At 68.3% G+C, this 18656-nt stretch carries 16 protein-coding genes; 14 read left to right on the top strand and 2 right to left on the bottom strand.

All coding sequences use genetic code 11. The features are described from left to right. The first annotated feature begins 53 nt into the window (after window positions 1–53). The 9 genes from AAYO93_RS17845 (at window position 54) to AAYO93_RS17810 (ending at window position 9942) form a co-directional block, all read left to right on the top strand. On the top strand, window positions 54–599 hold the full coding sequence (locus tag AAYO93_RS17845; RefSeq protein ID WP_345762524.1) for a class I SAM-dependent methyltransferase: 546 nt from the start codon (window positions 54–56) through the stop codon (window positions 597–599). Window positions 600–769: 170 nt separating this feature from the next. Continuing rightward, window positions 770–898 carry a helix-turn-helix domain-containing protein gene (locus AAYO93_RS20240; protein ID WP_434056654.1) on the top strand — a complete coding sequence of 43 codons (129 nt, stop codon included), beginning with the start codon at window positions 770–772 and terminating at the stop codon, window positions 896–898. A gap of 101 nt (window positions 899–999) precedes the next feature. Continuing rightward, window positions 1000–1458, top strand: a complete 459-nt coding sequence (locus AAYO93_RS17840; RefSeq protein WP_345762523.1) for a hypothetical protein — start codon at window positions 1000–1002, stop codon at window positions 1456–1458. A gap of 55 nt (window positions 1459–1513) precedes the next feature. After that, window positions 1514–3376, top strand: coding sequence for an alpha-amylase family protein (locus AAYO93_RS17835; protein WP_345762522.1), 1863 nt, complete (start codon window positions 1514–1516; stop codon window positions 3374–3376). 100 nt (window positions 3377–3476) lie between these two features. Beyond that, window positions 3477–4679, top strand: a complete 1203-nt coding sequence (locus AAYO93_RS17830; RefSeq protein WP_345762521.1) for a Fic family protein — start codon at window positions 3477–3479, stop codon at window positions 4677–4679. Window positions 4680–4936: 257 nt separating this feature from the next. Then, on the top strand, window positions 4937–6238 hold the full coding sequence (locus tag AAYO93_RS17825) for an ABC transporter substrate-binding protein (protein ID WP_345762519.1): 1302 nt from the start codon (window positions 4937–4939) through the stop codon (window positions 6236–6238). Window positions 6239–6248: 10 nt separating this feature from the next. Next, on the top strand, window positions 6249–7232 hold the full coding sequence (locus AAYO93_RS17820; protein WP_345762518.1) for a carbohydrate ABC transporter permease: 984 nt from the start codon (window positions 6249–6251) through the stop codon (window positions 7230–7232). After that, entirely contained in the window at window positions 7229–8128 is a 900-nt protein-coding gene (locus tag AAYO93_RS17815) for a carbohydrate ABC transporter permease (RefSeq protein WP_345762517.1), read from the top strand. Before AAYO93_RS17820 ends, AAYO93_RS17815 begins: the two co-directional genes overlap by 4 nt. Then, a complete protein-coding gene (locus AAYO93_RS17810) occupies window positions 8125–9942 on the top strand; it encodes an amylo-alpha-1,6-glucosidase (protein ID WP_345762516.1) in 1818 nt (605 codons plus the stop codon). The genes AAYO93_RS17815 and AAYO93_RS17810 overlap by 4 nt, the downstream gene beginning before the upstream one ends. A 114-nt stretch (window positions 9943–10056) precedes the next feature. Here the strand turns inward: AAYO93_RS17810 and AAYO93_RS17805 are convergent, their stop codons facing one another. After that, window positions 10057–10422, bottom strand: a complete 366-nt coding sequence (locus AAYO93_RS17805) for an META domain-containing protein (protein WP_345762515.1) — start codon at window positions 10420–10422, stop codon at window positions 10057–10059. A gap of 167 nt (window positions 10423–10589) precedes the next feature. Further along, window positions 10590–11246: a GntR family transcriptional regulator gene (locus tag AAYO93_RS17800; protein ID WP_345762514.1), complete on the bottom strand. Its 657-nt coding sequence runs from the start codon at window positions 11244–11246 to the stop codon at window positions 10590–10592. 199 nt (window positions 11247–11445) lie between these two features. Between AAYO93_RS17800 and AAYO93_RS17795 the strand changes: the two genes are divergently transcribed. From AAYO93_RS17795 to AAYO93_RS17775, 5 genes are read left to right on the top strand one after another with little or no spacing between them, the layout of a single operon-like run. Next, entirely contained in the window at window positions 11446–13530 is a 2085-nt protein-coding gene (locus AAYO93_RS17795; protein ID WP_345762513.1) for a beta-galactosidase, read from the top strand. 49 nt (window positions 13531–13579) lie between these two features. Next, the gene (gene gcvPA, locus AAYO93_RS17790; protein ID WP_345762512.1) at window positions 13580–14965 is read left to right on the top strand and encodes an aminomethyl-transferring glycine dehydrogenase subunit GcvPA; all 1386 of its coding nucleotides are present in this window, start codon (window positions 13580–13582) and stop codon (window positions 14963–14965) included. Beyond that, window positions 14962–16635 (top strand): aminomethyl-transferring glycine dehydrogenase subunit GcvPB, encoded by a 1674-nt coding sequence (gene gcvPB / locus AAYO93_RS17785; RefSeq protein ID WP_345762511.1) that lies wholly within the window; start codon window positions 14962–14964, stop codon window positions 16633–16635. The genes gcvPA and gcvPB overlap by 4 nt, the downstream gene beginning before the upstream one ends. Beyond that, window positions 16636–17847 (top strand): ATP-NAD kinase family protein, encoded by a 1212-nt coding sequence (locus AAYO93_RS17780; RefSeq protein ID WP_345762510.1) that lies wholly within the window; start codon window positions 16636–16638, stop codon window positions 17845–17847. After that, window positions 17838–18596 carry an SDR family NAD(P)-dependent oxidoreductase gene (locus tag AAYO93_RS17775; RefSeq protein ID WP_345762509.1) on the top strand — a complete coding sequence of 253 codons (759 nt, stop codon included), beginning with the start codon at window positions 17838–17840 and terminating at the stop codon, window positions 18594–18596. Before AAYO93_RS17780 ends, AAYO93_RS17775 begins: the two co-directional genes overlap by 10 nt. Window positions 18597–18656: the final 60 nt, after the last annotated feature.

Genomic DNA, 18656 nt, shown 5'->3' with positions numbered 1-18656 from the left:
GTGGAAGGGCGCGGCCTGAGTCACGCGAAGAACTACGACGCAGGGCGCGCGACGTGTTCGCTGATCTTCGTGGCCGGGTGCTCGAGATCGGTGCGGGCGAAGGGGAGAACCTGCCTGCGTTCGGCGACGACGTGTCGTGGACCGCGATCGAGCCGGACGCCGGGGCACGCCGCGAGCTCGAGCGGGAAGCGCGCCGTTACGGATTCGTCGAGGAGGTCATCGATGCGCGGTGCGAAGAGCTTCCGTTTTCCGACAAGACGTTCGATGCCGTCGTAGCGACCCTCGTGTTCTGCTCGGTCACCGAACTGGCCCGCTCCTTCGAGGAAGTGATGCGCGTGCTCAAGCCGGGCGGGACAGTGGCGTGCGTCGAGCACGTGCACGCGGAGAAGGGATCGGTGCGCCGGCTCATCCAGAGCATGGCGACTCCTCTCTCGGTCCGCTGGGACGGCAACTGCCATTGGAACCGGGACCCGGTGAGCGCGGCGCACGCCGCCGGCTTCCGAGAACAGCGGCTCGATCGCTTCGAGCTCGACACCGGCGTTCCGTTCCTGCCGGCCCCGTGCATCCTCTATGTCGGCGTCAAGCCGCTCGACCGCTGAGCTCCACAGGTGCGAGAAGTGGTGTAACGCGCATCCGAGAGCCACTTCTCGCACCTCTCGCCACGCCCCGGGTGCGGTTTGGGTTGACCTCTCTAGGTGGGATTGATTGAGAACGGTCTCGTTCTCGACACTCGTCCCGAGTTTGTGATCGTTGATGTGGACACCGGGCGTTGCGATCAGACGGACTCACTCAGAAGGAGGTCGGCCGTATCCTTGGCCTTTCCGCCCAGCGCATCCATCAGCTGGAAGGCGGCACGCACAAGGGTGCAGGCTTCGTTGAACACGCGCGGGCCAGCTAGTCCCCCAATTCGCGGGGGACACGGTCGGTATGTCGCGCTGATCGGGGAAAACTCCTCCATAATTCGAAACGAGTTGACCAGAGCCATACCCGGAGGACACGGTGAACTACTCGTACAACAGGGCGCACGATGACGCCCAGAGACAGGCCAGACGGCACGCACTCGACCTGCAGTGGGCGAAAGAGCGCCGTCGGCAGCACGACCGTGACCTGGCCCGCGCCCGCCGCCTGCTCGCAACGAAGCCACTCGTGCTCGCGCAGAAGACCGTGCTCGTCGCGGTGCTTCTTCTGGCCCTGGTCGCCGCAGGCCTGTGGCTCGTCGAGGATGCGCCGATCGCCGGCTACTGGAAGGACGACCTCCTGTGGCTCGGCCTCACACTCACGGTCGGAATCCTGATCGGCGCGCTGGTGTCGCTGCTGCGCATCCACTCACGCCGTGAGGCCGCCCAGAAGCTCGTGCGGGCGCACCCGGTGAAGCGGGTCCACACCCAGTACCACATCGAGCAGAGCACCCATTCTTTCGTGGCGGCACGCGCCGAGGTGTTCAGCACGCGAGGCTGACGTGCGCCTGGGGCGCTGTCGGCGGTGAGCGTAGGCTCGTGCCGGGAGCGTGGACATGAGCTCAGCGACGGGCCCTGGAGTCGAGGATGCGGCACGGCAGACGTTCGCTGAGCGTCGGGCACGCGAGACCACGCGGCTCGAGCGGCTCCTGCGTGCGATCTACGGCGAAGACGACCGCTTGGACACCCAGTTCCGCGGCCTTCTCGCCGACCTCGCAGCGTCGTGGGAGGCACGCTCGCCCGACCTGAAGGAGCTCGACCGGCAGCGTCTCACCGATCCGGCCTGGTTCGAGTCGAACCGGATGCTCGGAGGCGTCTGCTACGTCGACCGGTACGGCGGGACGCTGCAGGGCCTGCGCGACCGCATCCCCTACTTCCGTGAACTCGGGCTGACCTACCTGCACCTGATGCCGCTCTTCCTCGCGCCGGCGGAGAACTCCGACGGCGGCTACGCGGTGTCCAGCTACCGGCAGGTCTCCCCTGAGCTCGGGACGATGGACGACCTGCGTCAGGTCGCCGACGACCTCAGGTCGAACGGCATCGCGCTCGCCGTCGACTTCGTGTTCAACCACACCTCCGACGAACACGAGTGGGCACGTAAGGCGCGCGCCGGGGTTCCCGAGTTCGTGGACTACTACTGGATCTACCCCGACCGCACGATGCCGGACGCCTTCGAGGAGACGACGCGGGAGATCTTTCCCGACGACCATCCCGGATCGTTCGTGCAGCTCGACGACGGCCGCTGGGTATGGACGACGTTCCACACGTTCCAGTGGGACCTCGACTACTCGAACCCTGCCGTGTTCCGGGCGATGGCGAATGAGCTGCTGTTCCTCGCCAACCAGGGGGTGAGCGTCCTGCGTATGGATGCTGTCGCTTTCATCTGGAAGCAGCTGGGCACCTCGTGCGAGAACCTGCCACAGGCGCACCTGCTGCTGCAGGCGTTCAACGCGGTGTGCCGTATCGCGGCCCCCTCTGTGCTGTTCCTGTCGGAGGCGATCGTGCACCCCGGCCAGGTCATCGAATACATGAGCCCCGGCGAATGCCAGCTGAGCTACAACCCGCTTCAGATGGCCCTGATCTGGAACACGCTCGCGACGCGCGATGCGAGGATGCTCTCCCAGGCGCTCGAACGCCGCCACACCACACCGCCCGGGACGGCGTGGGTGAACTATGTGCGAAGCCACGACGACATCGGCTGGACGTTCGCCGACGAGGATGCGGCCGAGTTCGGCGTCGACGGGTTCGATCACCGTCGCTTTCTGAACCAGTTCTTCGTCGGCCGGTTCCCCGGAAGCTTCGCCCGCGGCGTGCCATTCCAGGAGAACCCGAAGACGGGGGATGCGCGGGTCTCCGGATCGACGGCGTCGCTGGCGGGGCTGGAAGCGGGCGACCCGCTCGCCGTGCGGCGCATCCTGTTGGCGCATTCGATCATCCTGAGCACCGGCGGACTGCCGCAACTGTATCTCGGCGACGAGGTCGGCCAGCTCAACGACTACTCGTACGTCGACGACCCGGCCCATCGCGGCGACAGCCGCTGGGTGGGGAGGCCCTGGTATCCGGCCGACCTCTACGAACAGCGGCGGTTCTACGCGACGCACGCCGGAGCGCTCTACCTGAGCCTGCGGCGCCTGATCGAGATCCGCTCGAACACGCCGGAGTTCGCCGGCAACCGGCTGATCGGCTTCGCCACGCACAACGATCGCGTCCTCGGGTACCAGCGACCGGGCGAAGGCTCCACGATCGTGGTGTTGGCGAACTTCGGGGATGCGCGTGAGAAGGTCGACGCACTCACGCTGTCCGGGATCACCCCGGGATCCTTCGACCTCGTGACCGGGGCGCAGTTCGACCTGAGCGCCGGCATCGACCTCGCGCCGGGCCAGTTCGTGTGGCTGCGGAACGTCGCAGGCGCGGCATAGCCCTGTCACTGTGAACCCTTACCAAAGGTTACCCGCATAGCCTTTGGTAAGAATCGGCCTTACCAAAGGATAAGGGCGTAGCCTTTGGTACCATCTGAGCATGGTTAAGGATGCGAAGGCAGCGCGCGTGTGGCCGAAGGTCGGCTTCGAAACTCTTCCCTGGAGCACCCGCGGCGATGAGGTGGCATCCCGGCGGGCTCTCCGCGCCGCTCGAGGCGACTACCAGGCCGCGGTGCCTCCGCTGATCGCCGACCGACCCGTGATCCTCTCTCCCGACGTACTGACGCTTGCCGACGACGCGAGTCGTGAGCTCACCCGCTTCGACAGTGAGGCTGGGCTCGTCGCCGTGCCGTTCGCTTCGATCCTCCTCCGAACCGAAAGCGCCTCCAGTTCCGAGGTTGAAAACCTCACGTCCAGCGCGAAGCAGGTCGCGCTCGCCGAAATCGGTGCATCCGCATCGGGCAACGCGCAGCTGGTCGTTGCCAACGTCAGGGCCATGCAAGCCGCTATCGTCCTGTCTGATCGCCTTGACGAGTCGGCGATCATCGAAACGCACGAGGCGCTCCTGTCCGATTCGAAACCGGCGGTGGTCGGGCGCTGGCGTGACGAACAGGTGTGGATCGGTGGAGGATCCATCTCGCCGCACTCGGCCTCCTTCGTGCCGCCACACCATGATCGGGTCCAGAGGCTGATGACCGACCTCATCTCCTTCACTGAGCGAACAGATGTGCCCGCACTCGCGCAGGCGGCGATCGCGCACGCACAATTCGAGACGATCCACCCATTCCCCGACGGCAACGGGCGAACGGGGCGGGCGATCATCCAGGCCATGCTTCGCGGCAGCGGTGTTACGAGGAACGCGACGGTTCCTGTCTCCGCCGGCCTGCTGCACGACTTGGATGCGTACTTCGGCGCCCTTGACGCTTACCGTGCGGGCGTGCCGGAGGCGATTGTCGCGGCAGTGGCCGAGGCGGCCTTCGCCGCGATCAACAATGGACGCAGGCTCGCGGGCGACATTCGCGCGGCCTCCGACCGCTGGGACTCCGTCATCGCAGTTCGGTCCGACTCGTCGGTGCACCGCCTGAAGGAGTTTCTTCTCAGCCAGCCGGTGGTGAACGTGAAGACTGTGGCCGCTGCGCTGGCCGTGAGCGAAATCGCCGCGGCTGCCTCGATCACGAGACTCGAGGAGTTCGGAGTCCTGACCCGGGCCTCCGGTGGCGATCGCAACCGGTTATGGCAGGCGTCAGAGGTCCTCGACGCCCTCGACGCCTTCGCTGCCCGAGCGCGCCGGGCCCGGGCCTGAGGGGCGTCGCCGCGGGCGTTCTGCCAGCGCCTGCCCAGTCTTCGGTCAGGTCCGCGGCAGGGTTCGGTCAGTTCGGTGGTGTTGTCTGGTGACCGCGCCCGAATGCATGCATTTACACCGCCGAGGCGTGATGCGTTGTGCGCATAAGCCCCCTTGCGTTGTCACGCTGCCTACTGTATACAGAATACAGACCAAGGAGTGACCTTCAACCCGGGGGCCTCCGTTTGCAGAGAGACTCTTCAAGGAATGAGGTAGGCATGTCTCGCGTCGACTCGAAGGTGAGAAGACTGGTGGCCGTGGGAGCGGCTGTCGCGGTAGCGCTCAGTATGGCCGCATGTTCGGGAAATGGAGCATCGGGCGGGAGCGGGACCAAGACGGTCGTCTGGTCCACCTGGGGCACCCCCGAAGAGATCGCCCGCTACAAGGACTTCGACACCGAGTTCATGAAGCAGCACCCGGACGTCAAGGTCGTCCTTCAGCCCGTCGCCGACTACGGCGACTACCACACGAAGCTCCTCGCGCAGCTCGCCTCGGGCACCGCGCCCGACGTGTTCTACATCGGCGATGACAAGATCGGCCAGTTCGTCAGCTCGAACGCGCTGCTTCCCCTCACCTCGCTCATGAGCTCGAGCGCCAGCAAGACGAAGCCCGAAGACTTCGCGCAGGGCCTGTTCGGCGTCACCAAGAAGGGCGACGAGATCTACGCCGCTCCGAACGACTCCAACCCCGACGCCATGTGGTACGACAAGGTCGCACTCAAGAAGGCGGGCATCACCGATGACCCGGCCGCCCTCGCCGCAGAAGGCAAGTGGACCACCGACGCGTACCTCGACATGAACAAGAAGCTCAAGAAGGCGGGCCTCACCGGCTCGATGTTCTGGAACTACTGGTCCACCCACTACGGCTGGATCTCCTCGCAGGGCGGCCAGGCGTTCGACGAGTCCGGCAAGTTCGTCGCGAACACCGACCAGACCAGCGTCGACGCGATGGACGTTCTGGCGAAGAACTTCCAGAACCACACCTTCGTTGTGGCCGACACCCTCCCGGCGGGCGCAGGCGCCGACAGCGTGTTCGTCAGCCACAAGGCCGGCTTCTTCGTTCAGGGCCGCTACACGATCGGCACCGTCAAGTCCGCGGGCGACCCGCAGAACTACGACGTGGCTCCGTGGCCGACCCCCGACGGCAAGGCAGCGCCGACCGGCACAGCGGTGAGCTACCTGGCCATCAACGCCAAGACCAAGAACAAGGACGCGGCGTTCGAATTCTGGACCAACTTCCTCTCCGCTGAGGGCCAGACGGCCAGGCTCCAGGGTGGCGGCAACGCCGTTCCGTCGATCAAGGGTGCGGACAAGGTCGTCCTCGACGGCTACCCCGACCACGCGCAGACGCTGCTCGACATGCGCGACATCGGCTTCGAGGACCCCGCGACCGAAGCGGCCGTCCCGGGTCTCTCGAGCGACATCAGCGACAAGATGCTCGCCCTCTACCAGGGCAAGTCATCCACGCAGGCCACGCTCGACGAGGTCGCCAAGATGATCTCCGACAAGACGGGCAAGTAGGGATAGACACGTGAGTGTAATCCAGGGACCGCTGTCCGAAGCCCTCGTCGAAAGCGAGGCGTCGACAGCGCCCGAACGCACCCGGCCGGGCGGGCTCCGAGGGGAGCCCGCCTGGCGGCGGCGCGACAGGCGCTGGGGCTACATCTTCGTCGGCCCGCAGCTGATCGGCATGGCGCTGTTCGTGCTCGTGCCGTTCGCCGCGAGCGTCGTGCTCGCATTCGCACAATGGGATGGCCTCAACGCCCTCAGCTGGGTCGGTTTCGAGAACTTCGCCACCGAACTCACCGATCCACTCTTCGGGCGATCGGTCCTCAACACGCTGCTCATAGCGATCATCACTGTTCCGGTCGGACTCGGCCTCGCTGTCATCATCGCCGTGGCATTGGAAAAGCTGAAGACCAAGACGCTCTACCTCATCCTGTTCTTCGCTCCGGTCGTGACCTCGTCGGTCGCCGTCGCGATGATCTGGCAGCAGCTGTTCCGCAAAGACGGCGTCATCAGCGGCTTCATCGCGAACACCTTCCACGTGCCGCCGCCCGACTGGCTCGGCGACCCGCACCTGGCCCTCATCGCCGTGTGCATCGTGTCGATCTGGTCGTCGCTCGGCCTCAACATCATCATCTTCCTGGCCGGGCTGCAGAACATCTCGCCGTCGGTCGTGGAGGCCGCGCGCATCGATGGCGCAGGTTCCCTCACGATGTTCTTCCGCATCCGCCTGCCGCTGCTGTCGCCGATCATGTTCTTCTCGACCGTGATCGCCTTCATCAGTTCGCTGCAGACGTTCGACACCGTGTTCATCCTCACGGCCAACGCGGGTCCGGACAACGCCACCCGCACGATCGTGTACCACATCTTCGATCTCGGCTTCGGCAAGTTCCAGTTCGGGCCGGCAAGCGCGGCATCCGTGATCCTGCTGATCATCACCCTGATCGTCACGGGCATCCAGTTCACGGCCCAGAAGAAGTTCGTCCACTACGAGGATGGTGCAGCATGACCACCGCCGTCAGAACCGTCCCCGACAGCGGGCGCCAGGGTGCGGCAGCCGGCCGCCAGGGCACAGGCGCGAGCCGCGCCCGCAAGACCGTCCTGCACATCGTCCTCGCAGTCGCAGGCGTCGCGATGGTCTTCCCGTTCGTGTGGATGCTCATCACGTCGTTCAAGACGCTCCCACAGCTGCTCAACGACCCGCTCAGCTTCCTGCCGAAGCCGTTCACGTTCCAGAACTACATCGACGCGTGGAACGATGCGCCGTTCGCGCAGGCGTACTGGAACAGCATCTACATCGCGGTCCTCGTCGTCATCGGCACGCTGGTGACGGCAGCCATGGCCGGCTACGGGTTCGCCCGCATCAAGTTCCGCGGAAGCCGCCTGCTGTTCGTGCTGTTCCTGGCGACGCAGATGATCCCGATGCAGGTCACGCTCATCCCGTTCTATTTCCTGATGGCGAAGCTGGGGTGGGTGGATTCGCACCTGTCGCTCATCATCCCCGCGGCGCTCGCGAACCCGTTCGCCGTCTTCCTGATGCGGCAGTTCGTGCTGTCGCTGCCGATCGAACTCGAAGAGGCGGCGCTCGTCGACGGCGCGGGTCGCTGGCGGATCTTCTGGAGCATCATCCTCCCCAACCTCCGCCCGGGCCTCGGCGCGCTGGCGATCATCGTCGCACTGGGAACGTGGAACAACTTCCTCCTGCCCCTCGTGTTGATGAACAGCCAGGAGAACTTCACGGTTCCGTTGCTGCTGCAGAGTTTCCGCGGGCAGTTCGGCTCGATCAATTACGGTCTGGTCATGGCGGCCTCGGCCGTGGCGACCATCCCGATGCTGATCGCGTTCGTGATCGGCCAGCGCCGCATCCTCAACAGCATGGCGGCTTCGGGGCTCGGCGGCCGGTGAGCGCAGAGCTCACGGCCGGCGACCGGGCGGCGCGATTCCTCGACCTCGAGAACGCGCCGTTCACGTTCCCCGGCTCGCGCATCCTCGTGCAGCGCGCCGATGGCGGGATCACCGTGCGCCTGGCCGAGTACGAGCGCCGCCTCGACGACTGCATCGTCGTGCGCACCGTGAAGGTGTTCGGTGCGGATGGCCGGCTCGCCCCGGTGAAGGATGTGCGCCCCGAGCGCATCGAATTCGACGGCGGCGCCACGCTCACCTTCGACGGTCCGGATGCGCTCAGCCTCGGCTGCGAAGGGCGCTGGACGGTCGAACTCACAGTGCCCGGCGCGGTCGGGAACGGAACCGATGCCGCGTCCGGGGAGTGGGCTCCGGGGCTTCCGTCGGCCCCTGCGGCCCGGTGGTTCGCCGATGGGGCGGAAGGCGTGGATGTTCGGCACAGCGATCGGGGCACCCTCGTGCGACTGGCGTTCGCCGGCGACGGCGGCCGCGTGCGGTTGGCGCTCGGCGAGGCCGCGGGCGCTGGGTCGCGCACAGCGGCGTCGTCAGTCGCTCCCCGCATCTCCGAGTCACCGGATGGCGACTCGTGCACCCACGCCGAGGCCCTCGCCGCGACCACGCAGACGTGGGACGACTGGTTCGCACGCTGTCCCGCGGTCCGCCCGGATCTCGCCGACCTCACCGCTTTCTGCTGGTGGGTGCTCGGCGCCAACATCGTCACCCTGCCGGGTCGCGGTGACGCGAGAGCCGTCGTTCCCTCGAAGATCGGCTACGTCGGGCTCTGGCAGTGGGATGCCTACTTCATCGCGGCCGGTCTGCGGCACGGCGACCCCGAACTCGCACGAGAGCAGCTCGCTCTCGCGTTCGGCTTTCCGACGGCTGACGGCCAGCTGCCCGACGTCGTGCACGACGAGGGTGTGCTCGCCTCGAGCGACGACCTCCCGCCGGGAGACCGTGACAACCTGCGCCGTGCCGGTTCGGCCATCGCCGACCCGACCGCTCCCATCCCCCTCACGAAACCGCCGCTCGCCGCCTGGGCGCTCCGCTCGCTCGAGGCGCTGGTCGACGATCCGGGCTGGTTCGACGACGCATGGGCGACGGTCGCGCGCAGCCAGGAGTGGTGGTTCGCGCACTCCGACCTCGACGGCGATGGAATGCCCGAGTACGGGCATCCCTACTCGTCGGGCCTCGACGACAGTCCCGTCTTCGACGGCGAACTGCCCGTGGCCTCGCCGGACCTCGCAGCGTACCTGATCGTTCAGGACGACCTGCTCGCATCCCGCGCTCGCTCCGTCGGCGACCTGGACGCCGCCGAGCGGTACAGTCGCCGCGCAGAACGCACGCTCGCGCTGCTGGAAGAGATGTGGGACGACGCGGCCGGCTTCTTCCGCTCGCGCGGGGCCGGGCATCCGCTGCCTGCCGAGGCCGCGGTCAGCCTGCTGCCGCTGCTGACCGGGCGGCTGCCGGGTCGCATCGTGTCGCGGATGCTCGAAGCGCTCGACGACCCCGACCGGTTCGCGACGCCCTGGACCGTGCCGACGGTCGCGGTTCGGGATGCGGACTTCTCGGCCGAACGGATGTGGCGCGGGCCGGTGTGGGTCAACATCAACACGCTGCTGGTCGAGGGTCTCGCGGTCTCGGGTCACCCGGAGCGTTCGTGCGAGTTGCTCGAGAAGACGCTACAGCTCGTCGCGCATGCGGGTGGCCCGCACGAGTACTTCAACCCGTTCACGGGCGAGAAGGCCGCGACCGCGACGACGTCGTTCGGATGGTCAGCCGCGCTCTACGTGGACCTCGCGGTGCGCGCGTCGCGCTGACCGTGCGCCGAGTGCGTCACATGCGGTCGAGAGTGTCCCGCGTGCCGGGCGCGCTCGTCCGGAACGGGCGCTCTCGGCAGGGTGGTTGCCGGGCGGCCGGTTGCCGGGGGCCGGCTACTGCTTGGCCAACGTTCCGATCTTGGCGCCGCCGGTGTTGTAGACGACCAGGTTGCTGCCGTCGACCTTGGCCGTGTTGGCGAGGTTGAGCCACGGCGTCACGCCTTCGCAGGCCTTGAGTGTCGAGGCGAACGGGCCGAACGTGAACGTGTCCCGGGAGACGGTGCCTTTGCCGCTCATGGCGTTACAGCCGTCGGTGCCCGACCAGTGGCCGTCGTCCTTGATGGTGAGGTTCGGCTGGCCGGTGGCGTTCTCGCCCCAGGTGCCGGTGAAGGACGATCCGGACGACGAGCATCCGGCGAGTGCGGCTACCACCATGATGGCGGCGACCACGAGGGCGGGTCGAGCGAGCCTGGTCTTCATGGCCCCAACCTACTGGCCGCCCCATCCCGAACGGAATGCTTGCATTCGATTCGCTCACTGCCGCTGGGTCGAGAGTCGCCGTTACGGTCGAGATCGCCCGGTGGAACGGCGACACTCGGCTACAGCGGCGACACTCGGAGGAAATGCCGCGCGGGCGCGCGCGCGAGTCAGGCGAGGCGCTCCCAGGAGATGCCGGCGTCGGCGAGGAGGCGGCGCATCCCGTTTGTCCAGTTGGCGGCGAGCGCAGCCTTCGCTGCGGCCAGGTCGCCGTCGATGAGGTGTCGCGCGATGTCCGCGTGCTCGATCGCACTGCGCTCGACCATGACATCATCGGACACGAGAAGCGACTCGTAGCGGTGGATGGCGCGACGCACGCCGGCGATCTCGACGAGAAGGCGGCTGTTGGGGCACGAGCTCAGCATGAGGTTGTGCCATTCATCGTCGCGGCGGTTCACGAGCGCGTGCTGGGCGACGTCGTCGTTGAATTCGGCAGCGAGTGTCGCGAGCTCTTCGCCGAGACGGGCGAGGTCGTCGCGCGGGCTGAGGTCGAGCGCGAGGCTCTCCAGGGTGACGATGATCGGGCACAGTTCTTCGAACTCGCGCGCACTGAGCGGCACGAAGCGGAAGCCTTTGCCGTTCTCGCTCTCGATCTGGCCTTCGCTCTCGAGGGCGATGAGGGCTTCGCGCAGGGGAGTGCGGCTCACGCCGAGTTCAGCGGCCAGTTGCACCTCGTTGATGCTCTCGCCGGGGCGCACGTCGCCGGACCTCATCCGGGCGATGAGTTCTTCTCGCACCTGGGATCGCAGGTTCTTGCGCTCGATCAATGGGACCTCCTGGGCCTGGGGCGGCGACCCTGCGGATCGCTGGCGACGCCAGCTTAGGGGTTGACCCTTCGCCGGATTCGCTTTACCGTTACTGTATACAGAATACAGTCGACGGTTGCCCGATGTAAAGCATCCGCCGAGAACATCCGTATCTGTACATCAGTAAGCCCGGCATCGACCCGCAGACCGAAGGAGACCAGTGACGGCCACATCGCCGCGGAGCATCCGCCTCGACGCCCTCGCCTACGGTGGCGACTACAACCCCGACCAGTGGTCGGAGAGCGTCTGGGCCGAGGATGCGCGCCTCATGGTCGAGGCGGGCGTCAACCTGGTCACGCTGCCGGTCTTCTCCTGGCCGCTGCTCGAGCCGCGCCCGGGCGAATACGACTTCGCCGGACTCGACCGTGTCATCGACCTGCTCTGGGAGAACGGCATCCGCATCGACCTGGCCACCGCGACCGCGACCCCGCCGGCCTGGCTGGTGCGCGAGCATCCCGACCTACTGCCCTGGAACGCCGACGGCGTCCGCCTCGAGTTCGGCTCGCGGCAGGCGTACTGCCCGAGCTCGCCGATCTTCCGCGAGGCGGCGCTGCGGCTGACGCGCGCCCTCGCCGAGCGTTACGGCGAGCATCCGGCGCTTGCCCTCTGGCACGTCTCGAACGAGTACGGCGACCACGTGTCGCGGTGCTGGTGCCCGGAGTCGGCGCCACACTTCCGCCGCTGGCTCCGCCACCGCTACGAGACGATCGACGGCCTCAACGAGGCCTGGGGTACGAGTTGCTGGGGCCAGAACTACCTCGACTTCGACCAGATCGAACCCCCGCGCACTGCGACCGGCCCGATCAACCCGGCTGAGCTCGTCGACTTCGAGCGGTTCTCGTCGGATGCGCTGCTCGAGCTTTTCCAGTCGGAGATCGACGTGCTGCGCGAGGTCACTCCGGAGATCGCGGTCACGACGAACTTCATGAGCCTGTTCCGCGAACTCGACTACTGGGACTTCGCCGACGCCGAGGACCTCGTCACCGACGACGCCTACCCCGACCCGGCCGATCCGGATGCGCATATCGGCGCCGCCCTCAACTACGGCCTGATGCGCTCGCTCAAAGACGGCCGCCCCTGGCTGTTGCTGGAGCAGGCACCGAGCGCTGTGAGCTGGCGCGACGTCAACGTTCCGAAGGCGCCCGGCCGGATGCGCCTCGGCAGCATGCAGGCCATCGCCCACGGTTCGGACGGCGTCATGTTCTTCCAGTGGCGGCAGGCGAAATTCGGGCCCGAGAAGTTCCACTCGGCCATGCTCGGCCACCGGGGCGAACGCAGCCGTACCTTCCAGGAAGCGAAGGCGCTCGGCGCCGAACTGAAGTCGCTCGCGCCGATCAAGGACACCCGGGTGCGCGCATCCGTCGCTCTCGTCGCCGACTGGGACTCCTGGTGGGGCGTCACCGAACCCGACTCACTGCCGTCGGTGCGGCTCGACTGGCTGCGGGAGGCGCGCGCCTGGCACGCCGCCGCCTACGGGCTCGGGCAGGCCGTGGATGTCGCGCGCGCCGCCGGCCCCTACGGCGAGCACCGCGTACTGCTGGTGCCGAACCTGTATGCGACCACTGCAGAGCAGGCGGATGCGCTGGCCGGCTTCGTCGCCGCCGGCGGCCAGCTTGTCGTCGGTCCGTTCTCCGGCGTCGTCGACCACCGCGAGCAGATCCATGAGGGAGGGGCACCCGGCCCGCTGCGCGACCTGCTCGGCGTCGAGGTCGACGAATGGTGGCCGCTCGCCGACGGCGAGAGCCGCACGGTCGCCTTCGCAGGCGACCTCAGCGCGGGCGACCTCAGCGCAGGCTCAGCCGCTTACGCTGTCCGCATCTGGAGCGAATGGCTCGAGACCGCGCCCGGCACCGAGGTGCTCGCCACCTACGCCGACGGCGACCTCGCCGGGCGTCCGGCCGTCACCCGCCGCACCCACGGAGCGGGCGCTGCCTGGTACCTGAGCGCCGGCCTCGACGCCGAAGGGATGCGCGCCCTCCTCGCGCAGGTCTTCGCTGCGGCCGGGGTGCCCGCCACCATCACGGACCCCGCCGTCGAGGTCGTCAGCCGAACCGACGGGACCACCGACTACACCTTCGTGCTCAACCACGGCCGGGAACAGGTGAGCGCTCCGGGCATTCCCGGCGGCCGTGACCTGCTCACTGGGTCCGACGCGACCGCTGGGCTCACTCTCGATGCCTTCGGGGTGGCCGTGGTCGCGCATCCGTCACGCCCATCCGATCCCTCCCACCCGTCCGGCGACTGAGCTCGCCCCGACCATCCGACCAACCCCCGTCAACGACCGCGAGGCCACCATGTCCCATCCCTTCGTCCACCCCTATGTGCCGAACACGGCGCCCGAGTCACGGCAGGCGATGCTCGACGCCGTGGGAGCCGCCAGCGTCGAGGATTTCTACGCCGACGTTCCCGCCGAGCTGCGTCTGGGCCGTGCCCTCGACCTGCCCGAACCGCTGGTCGCCGAACAGGACCTGGTGCGTCACGTGGGCGGTCTGCTGCGCCGCAACCGCGCGGTCGAGCCCGGACGCCTCTTCCTCGGCGCCGGCACCTACCAGCACGCGGTGCCCGCGGTGGTCGACGAGGTCATCAACCGGAGCGAGTTCCTGACGGCGTACGCCGGCGAACCGTACGAGGACCATGGGCGATTCCAGGCGCTGTTCCAGTACCAGTCGCTCATGGGCGAGCTGCTCAACCAGGACGTCGTCAACGTACCCACCTATGACGGTTACCAGGCCGCGGCGACCTCGCTCGCGATGGCGGGCCGCATCACCGGCCGCCGCACAGTGCTGCTCGTCAGTGACGCGCATCCCGACAAGCTGTCCAAAGTCCGCGACTACATCGCGCCCACCATCGACCTCGTGCTCGTCCCGACCGTCGGCGCCGTCGCCGACCTGCAGACCGTGACAGGGCTGCTCGACGACACCGTCGCCGCGATCTGGGTCGAGACGCCCAGCTACACCGGCGCACTCGAGACCGCCCTCGCCGAACTCGCAGACGCTGCCCACGCTGTCGGCGCCGTCGTGATCGTCGGCACGGACCCGATCAGCCTCGGCATCCTCACGCCGCCCGCCGACCTGGGCGCCGACATCGTGCACGGCGACATCCAGTCGCTCGGCCTGCACCCCTGGTTCGGCGGAGCGCACGGCGGGTTCATCGCCGTGCACGACGACACCCGGTTCGTGATGGAACTCCCCTCGCGTCTCTTCGGCCTGGCCTCCACCGACGTCCCCGGCGAATACGGGTTCGGCGACGTCGCCTACGACCGCACCTCCTTCGCCGTGCGCGAAGAAGGAAAGGAATGGGTCGGCACCGCCGCAGCCCTGTGGGGCATCGCCGCGGGCGTCTACCTGGCGCTGATGGGGCCGCAGGGCATGGCCGAGGTCGGCGAGACCGTCCTCGCCCGCACCACGTACGCAGCCCGCTCGCTCACCGCGCTCGCGGGCGTCCGTCTCGCCGACGGCGCTGTGCACTTCCGCGAGTTCGTGCTCGACGTGACGGATGCGGCTCTCACGGCGCCCGAACTCGTCGCCGCAGGCCGCGCATCCGGTTTCGAACCCGGCCACGCCGTGGACGACGGCCACCTGCTCGTCTGCGTCACCGAGCAGAACACCCAGACCGACATCGACGACCTCGCCGCAGTGCTCGGCGCCGCGCTCGCACAGAAGAAGGAACAGAACGCATGAGCCTCCCCATCGCACCCAAGCCTGCACTCAGGAGGTTCCACCAGGCGCGCTGGGACGAGCCGATCGTGTTCGAGCTCCACGCGCCCGGCGAGCGGGGCGTGCTCGTCAGCCGCCCCGAAGCCGGAGTCCGCGAAGCCGTCGGCGATGTCGTCGCCGCGCTCCCCGCATCCCTCCGCCGCAGCGCGCCGCCCGCGCTTCCCGAGATCGGCCAGATGCGCGTGCTCAAGCACTACCTGCGCCTCAGTCAGGAGAACCTCGGCGCCGACCTCAACGTCGACGTGGGCCAGGGGACCTGCACGATGAAATACGCGCCGAAGGTGAACGAGGCGATCATCCGCACCCCCGACCTCACCGAGCTGCACCCGCTGCAGGAGCAGGCGAGCGTCCAGGGCGTGCTCGAGATCATCTGGAAGACCGAGCGGATGCTCGCCGAGATCTCCGGCATGAGCCGCGTCTCGCTGCAGACGAGCGGTGGGTCCGAGGCGATCTGGGCGAACATCTCGATGATCCGCGCGTACCACGAGTCGCGTGGCGAAGGCGATCAGCGCACCGAGGTCATCACGACGATCTTCTCGCACCCGTCGAACGCGGCGGCGGCCAAGGCGGCCGGGTACACGGTCATCACGATCCACCCCGACGCCGACGGCTACCCCGACCTCGACGCCCTGCGCGCAGCCCTCTCGCCGCGCACGGCCGCGATCATGGTCACCAACCCCGAGGACACCGGCATCTACAACCCGCGCATCGGCGAATGGGTCCGGCTGGCGCACGAGGTCGGCGCTCTCGCGTCCTACGACCAGGCGAACGCGAACGGCATCCTCGGGATCACCCGTGCCCGCGACGCCGGGTTCGACGTCTGCCACTTCAACCTGCACAAGACGTTCGGCACCCCGCACGGCTGCGGTGGCCCCGGCTCCGGCGCGAACGCGGTCTCGGAAGAGCTCGCCCAGTTCCTGCCCGGCCCCGTCGTCGAACGCGACGGGGACCGGTACTACCTGGATGCGGACCGCCCGGAGTCCATCGGCTCGGTCGCGCCGTTCTACGGGGTCATCCCGAACATCGTGCGCACCTACGCGTGGATCAGCGCACTCGGCGCCGAAGGCCTGCGCGCCGTCGCCGAGACCGCCGTGCTCAACAACAACTACCTGATGAAGCGCATCCTCGAGATCCCGGGCACCAGCGCACCGTACGCAACGGGCCGCCGCCGCATCGAGCAGGTGCGCTACTCGTGGCAGGACCTGTACGAGGACACCGGCATCAGCTCAGAAGAGATCGGCGTACGCGCCGCCGACTTCGGGATGCACTACTGGACCAGCCACCACCCGTACATCGTTCCGCAGCCGTTCACACTCGAACCGACCGAGTCGTATTCGATGGCCGAGCTGGACGAATACGCGGATGTGCTCGCCGAGATCGCCCGCGAAGCCCGGGAGACCCCCGAGATCGTTCGTACAGCACCGCACAACCAGACCGTGCACCACACCCACCACGACGACCTGGACGACCCGGAGCGCTGGGCGGTGACGTGGCGCGCGTACCAGCGCAAGTACTTCGGTGCGGATGCTGCGGGCGCGGCTGCCGCGTCTGCCGAGTCGGGCGCGTCGGGCGCCGGGGCAGCATCCGGATCCGCGTCCGCAGCCACCTCCGCAACCGAGGAGGCCGCGGCCTAGATGGCGACCGTCCGCCCGCACCGCCCGACGATCGGGGTGGTCGTGAACCCCGTCGCCGGTGTCGGCGGGCCTGCGGGCCTCGTCGGCAGCGACGGTGCGGCCGTGCAGCGTGAGGCGTACGAGCGCGGGGCGCGACCCCTGGCCGCAGCGCGGGCTGCGGCGGCGCTCGCCGTGCTGGCGGGAGCGCATCCCGGACTCGACGTGCTGACCGGTGGCGGCGCCCTCGGCGAAGACGTAGTGCGTGCATCCGGACTTCGGCCTCGCGTCGTCTACGAACCGGTGGTGCCCGGCGCCACGACGGCGGATGACACGGCGCGCGCCGTCGCGGCGTTCGTCGCCGCAGGTGCGGGGCTGGTGCTGTTCACCGGCGGTGACGGCACGGCGCGGGATGCTGCGCTCGGTGCGGGCGGCACGGCGCGGGATGCTGGGCTAGGCACGGATGCCCGGGTCGCACTTCTCGGCATCCCGGCCGGAGTGAAGATGTACTCGGGCTGCTTCGCTGTCGCGCCCGCGGCTGCCGGCTCGATCGCCGCGGAATGGGTCAACGCCGGGGAGCACCAGACGCGCGAGGCCGAGGTTCTCGACCTCGACGAGGAGGACCTGCGTGCCGGCCGCCCCGATCCACGACTGTTCGCGCTCGTGGACGTGCCCGTCGCAGCCGGACGGACCCAGGCCCGCAAGGCGGCGACCCCGACCAGCGAGGCCGACGCCGTGCGCCGCGCTGCCGCCGGGTTGATCGCACAGTTCGAACCCGGTGTGCGCTACCTGCTCGGCCCGGGCGGAACGGTCGCAGCGGTATCGCGTGAGCTCGGCATCCCGGGCACGCCGCTCGGTGTCGACATCGTGCAGGACGGACAGCTCGTCGCCCGGGACGTATCCGAGGCCGGGGCGCTCGATGCGATCGCAGGGCGCCCGGCCAAAGCTGTCGTCACCGTGATCGGCGGCCAGGGCTTCCTGCTCGGGCGCGGAAACCAGCAGCTCTCGGCAGCCGTGGTCGCATCCCTCGGTCCTGACCCGCTGCTCGTCGTCGCCACCGAGCAGAAACTCATCGACCTCTCCGGGCGGCCACTGCTGGTCGACACCGGCGACCCCCGTCTCGACGCGCAGCTGGCCGGTCACGTCCGTGTGACCACCGGCCCCGCGTCGTCGAGCATCTACCCTGTCAGTGCCGCCAGTGCGGCCACCACCGAAGGAGCACCATCATGCGTCTAGCCGACAAGTCCGCCATCGTCACCGGAGGAGCGGGCGGCATCGGCCGCGCGACCTCGCTCGCCTTCGCCGCCGAGGGCGCCCGTGTGGCCGTCGTCGATGTGGCACCCGGCGCGGCCGAGAAGGTCGCCGAGGAGATCCGCGCTGCAGGCGGGACCGCGATCGCGCTCACAGCGGATGTGTCGAATGAGGCCGACATCGAGCGTGTCGTCGCCGACACGGTCGCGGAGTTCGGAAGCCTCGACGTCGTCTTCAACAACGCCGGCATCATCCGCCGGACCACGGCCGTCGAGACGACTGTCGAAGAATGGGACCGCGTCTTCGGCGTCAACGTCAAAGGCATCTTCCTCATGTGCAAGCACGCGGTGCCCGTGATGGCCGCGAACGGCGGCGGCTCGATCATCAACACCGGGTCGGGCTGGGGTCTCAAGGGAGGCGGGCAGGCGATCTCGTACTGCGCGTCGAAGGGTGCGGTCGTGAACATGACGCGTGCTCTCGCAATCGACCACGGGCCACAGGGCATCCGGGTCAACTCGGTCAACCCGGGCGACGTGAACACCGGGATGCTCCGCGACGAAGCGCGCCAGCTCGGGCAGGAGACGGGATCGTTCCTCGCCGAGGCTGCGGACCGTCCACTGCAGCGGATGGGCGAGCCGTCCGAGATCGCGGCCGCGGTCGTGTGGCTCGCCAGCGACGAGTCGTCGTACGTGACCGGCTCGGCTCTTGTCGTCGACGGCGGCGGTATCGCGTAGCCGCGCTGCCCGCTCCGCGCTGCCCCCTCCGCCCCTGCGCGCCGCTCCGCGCATCCATTC

The sequence above is a fragment of the Diaminobutyricibacter sp. McL0608 genome, from assembly GCF_039613825.1.
GTDB lineage: Bacteria > Actinomycetota > Actinomycetes > Actinomycetales > Microbacteriaceae > Diaminobutyricibacter.
This window is presented reverse-complemented; position numbering and strand designations above follow the sequence as displayed.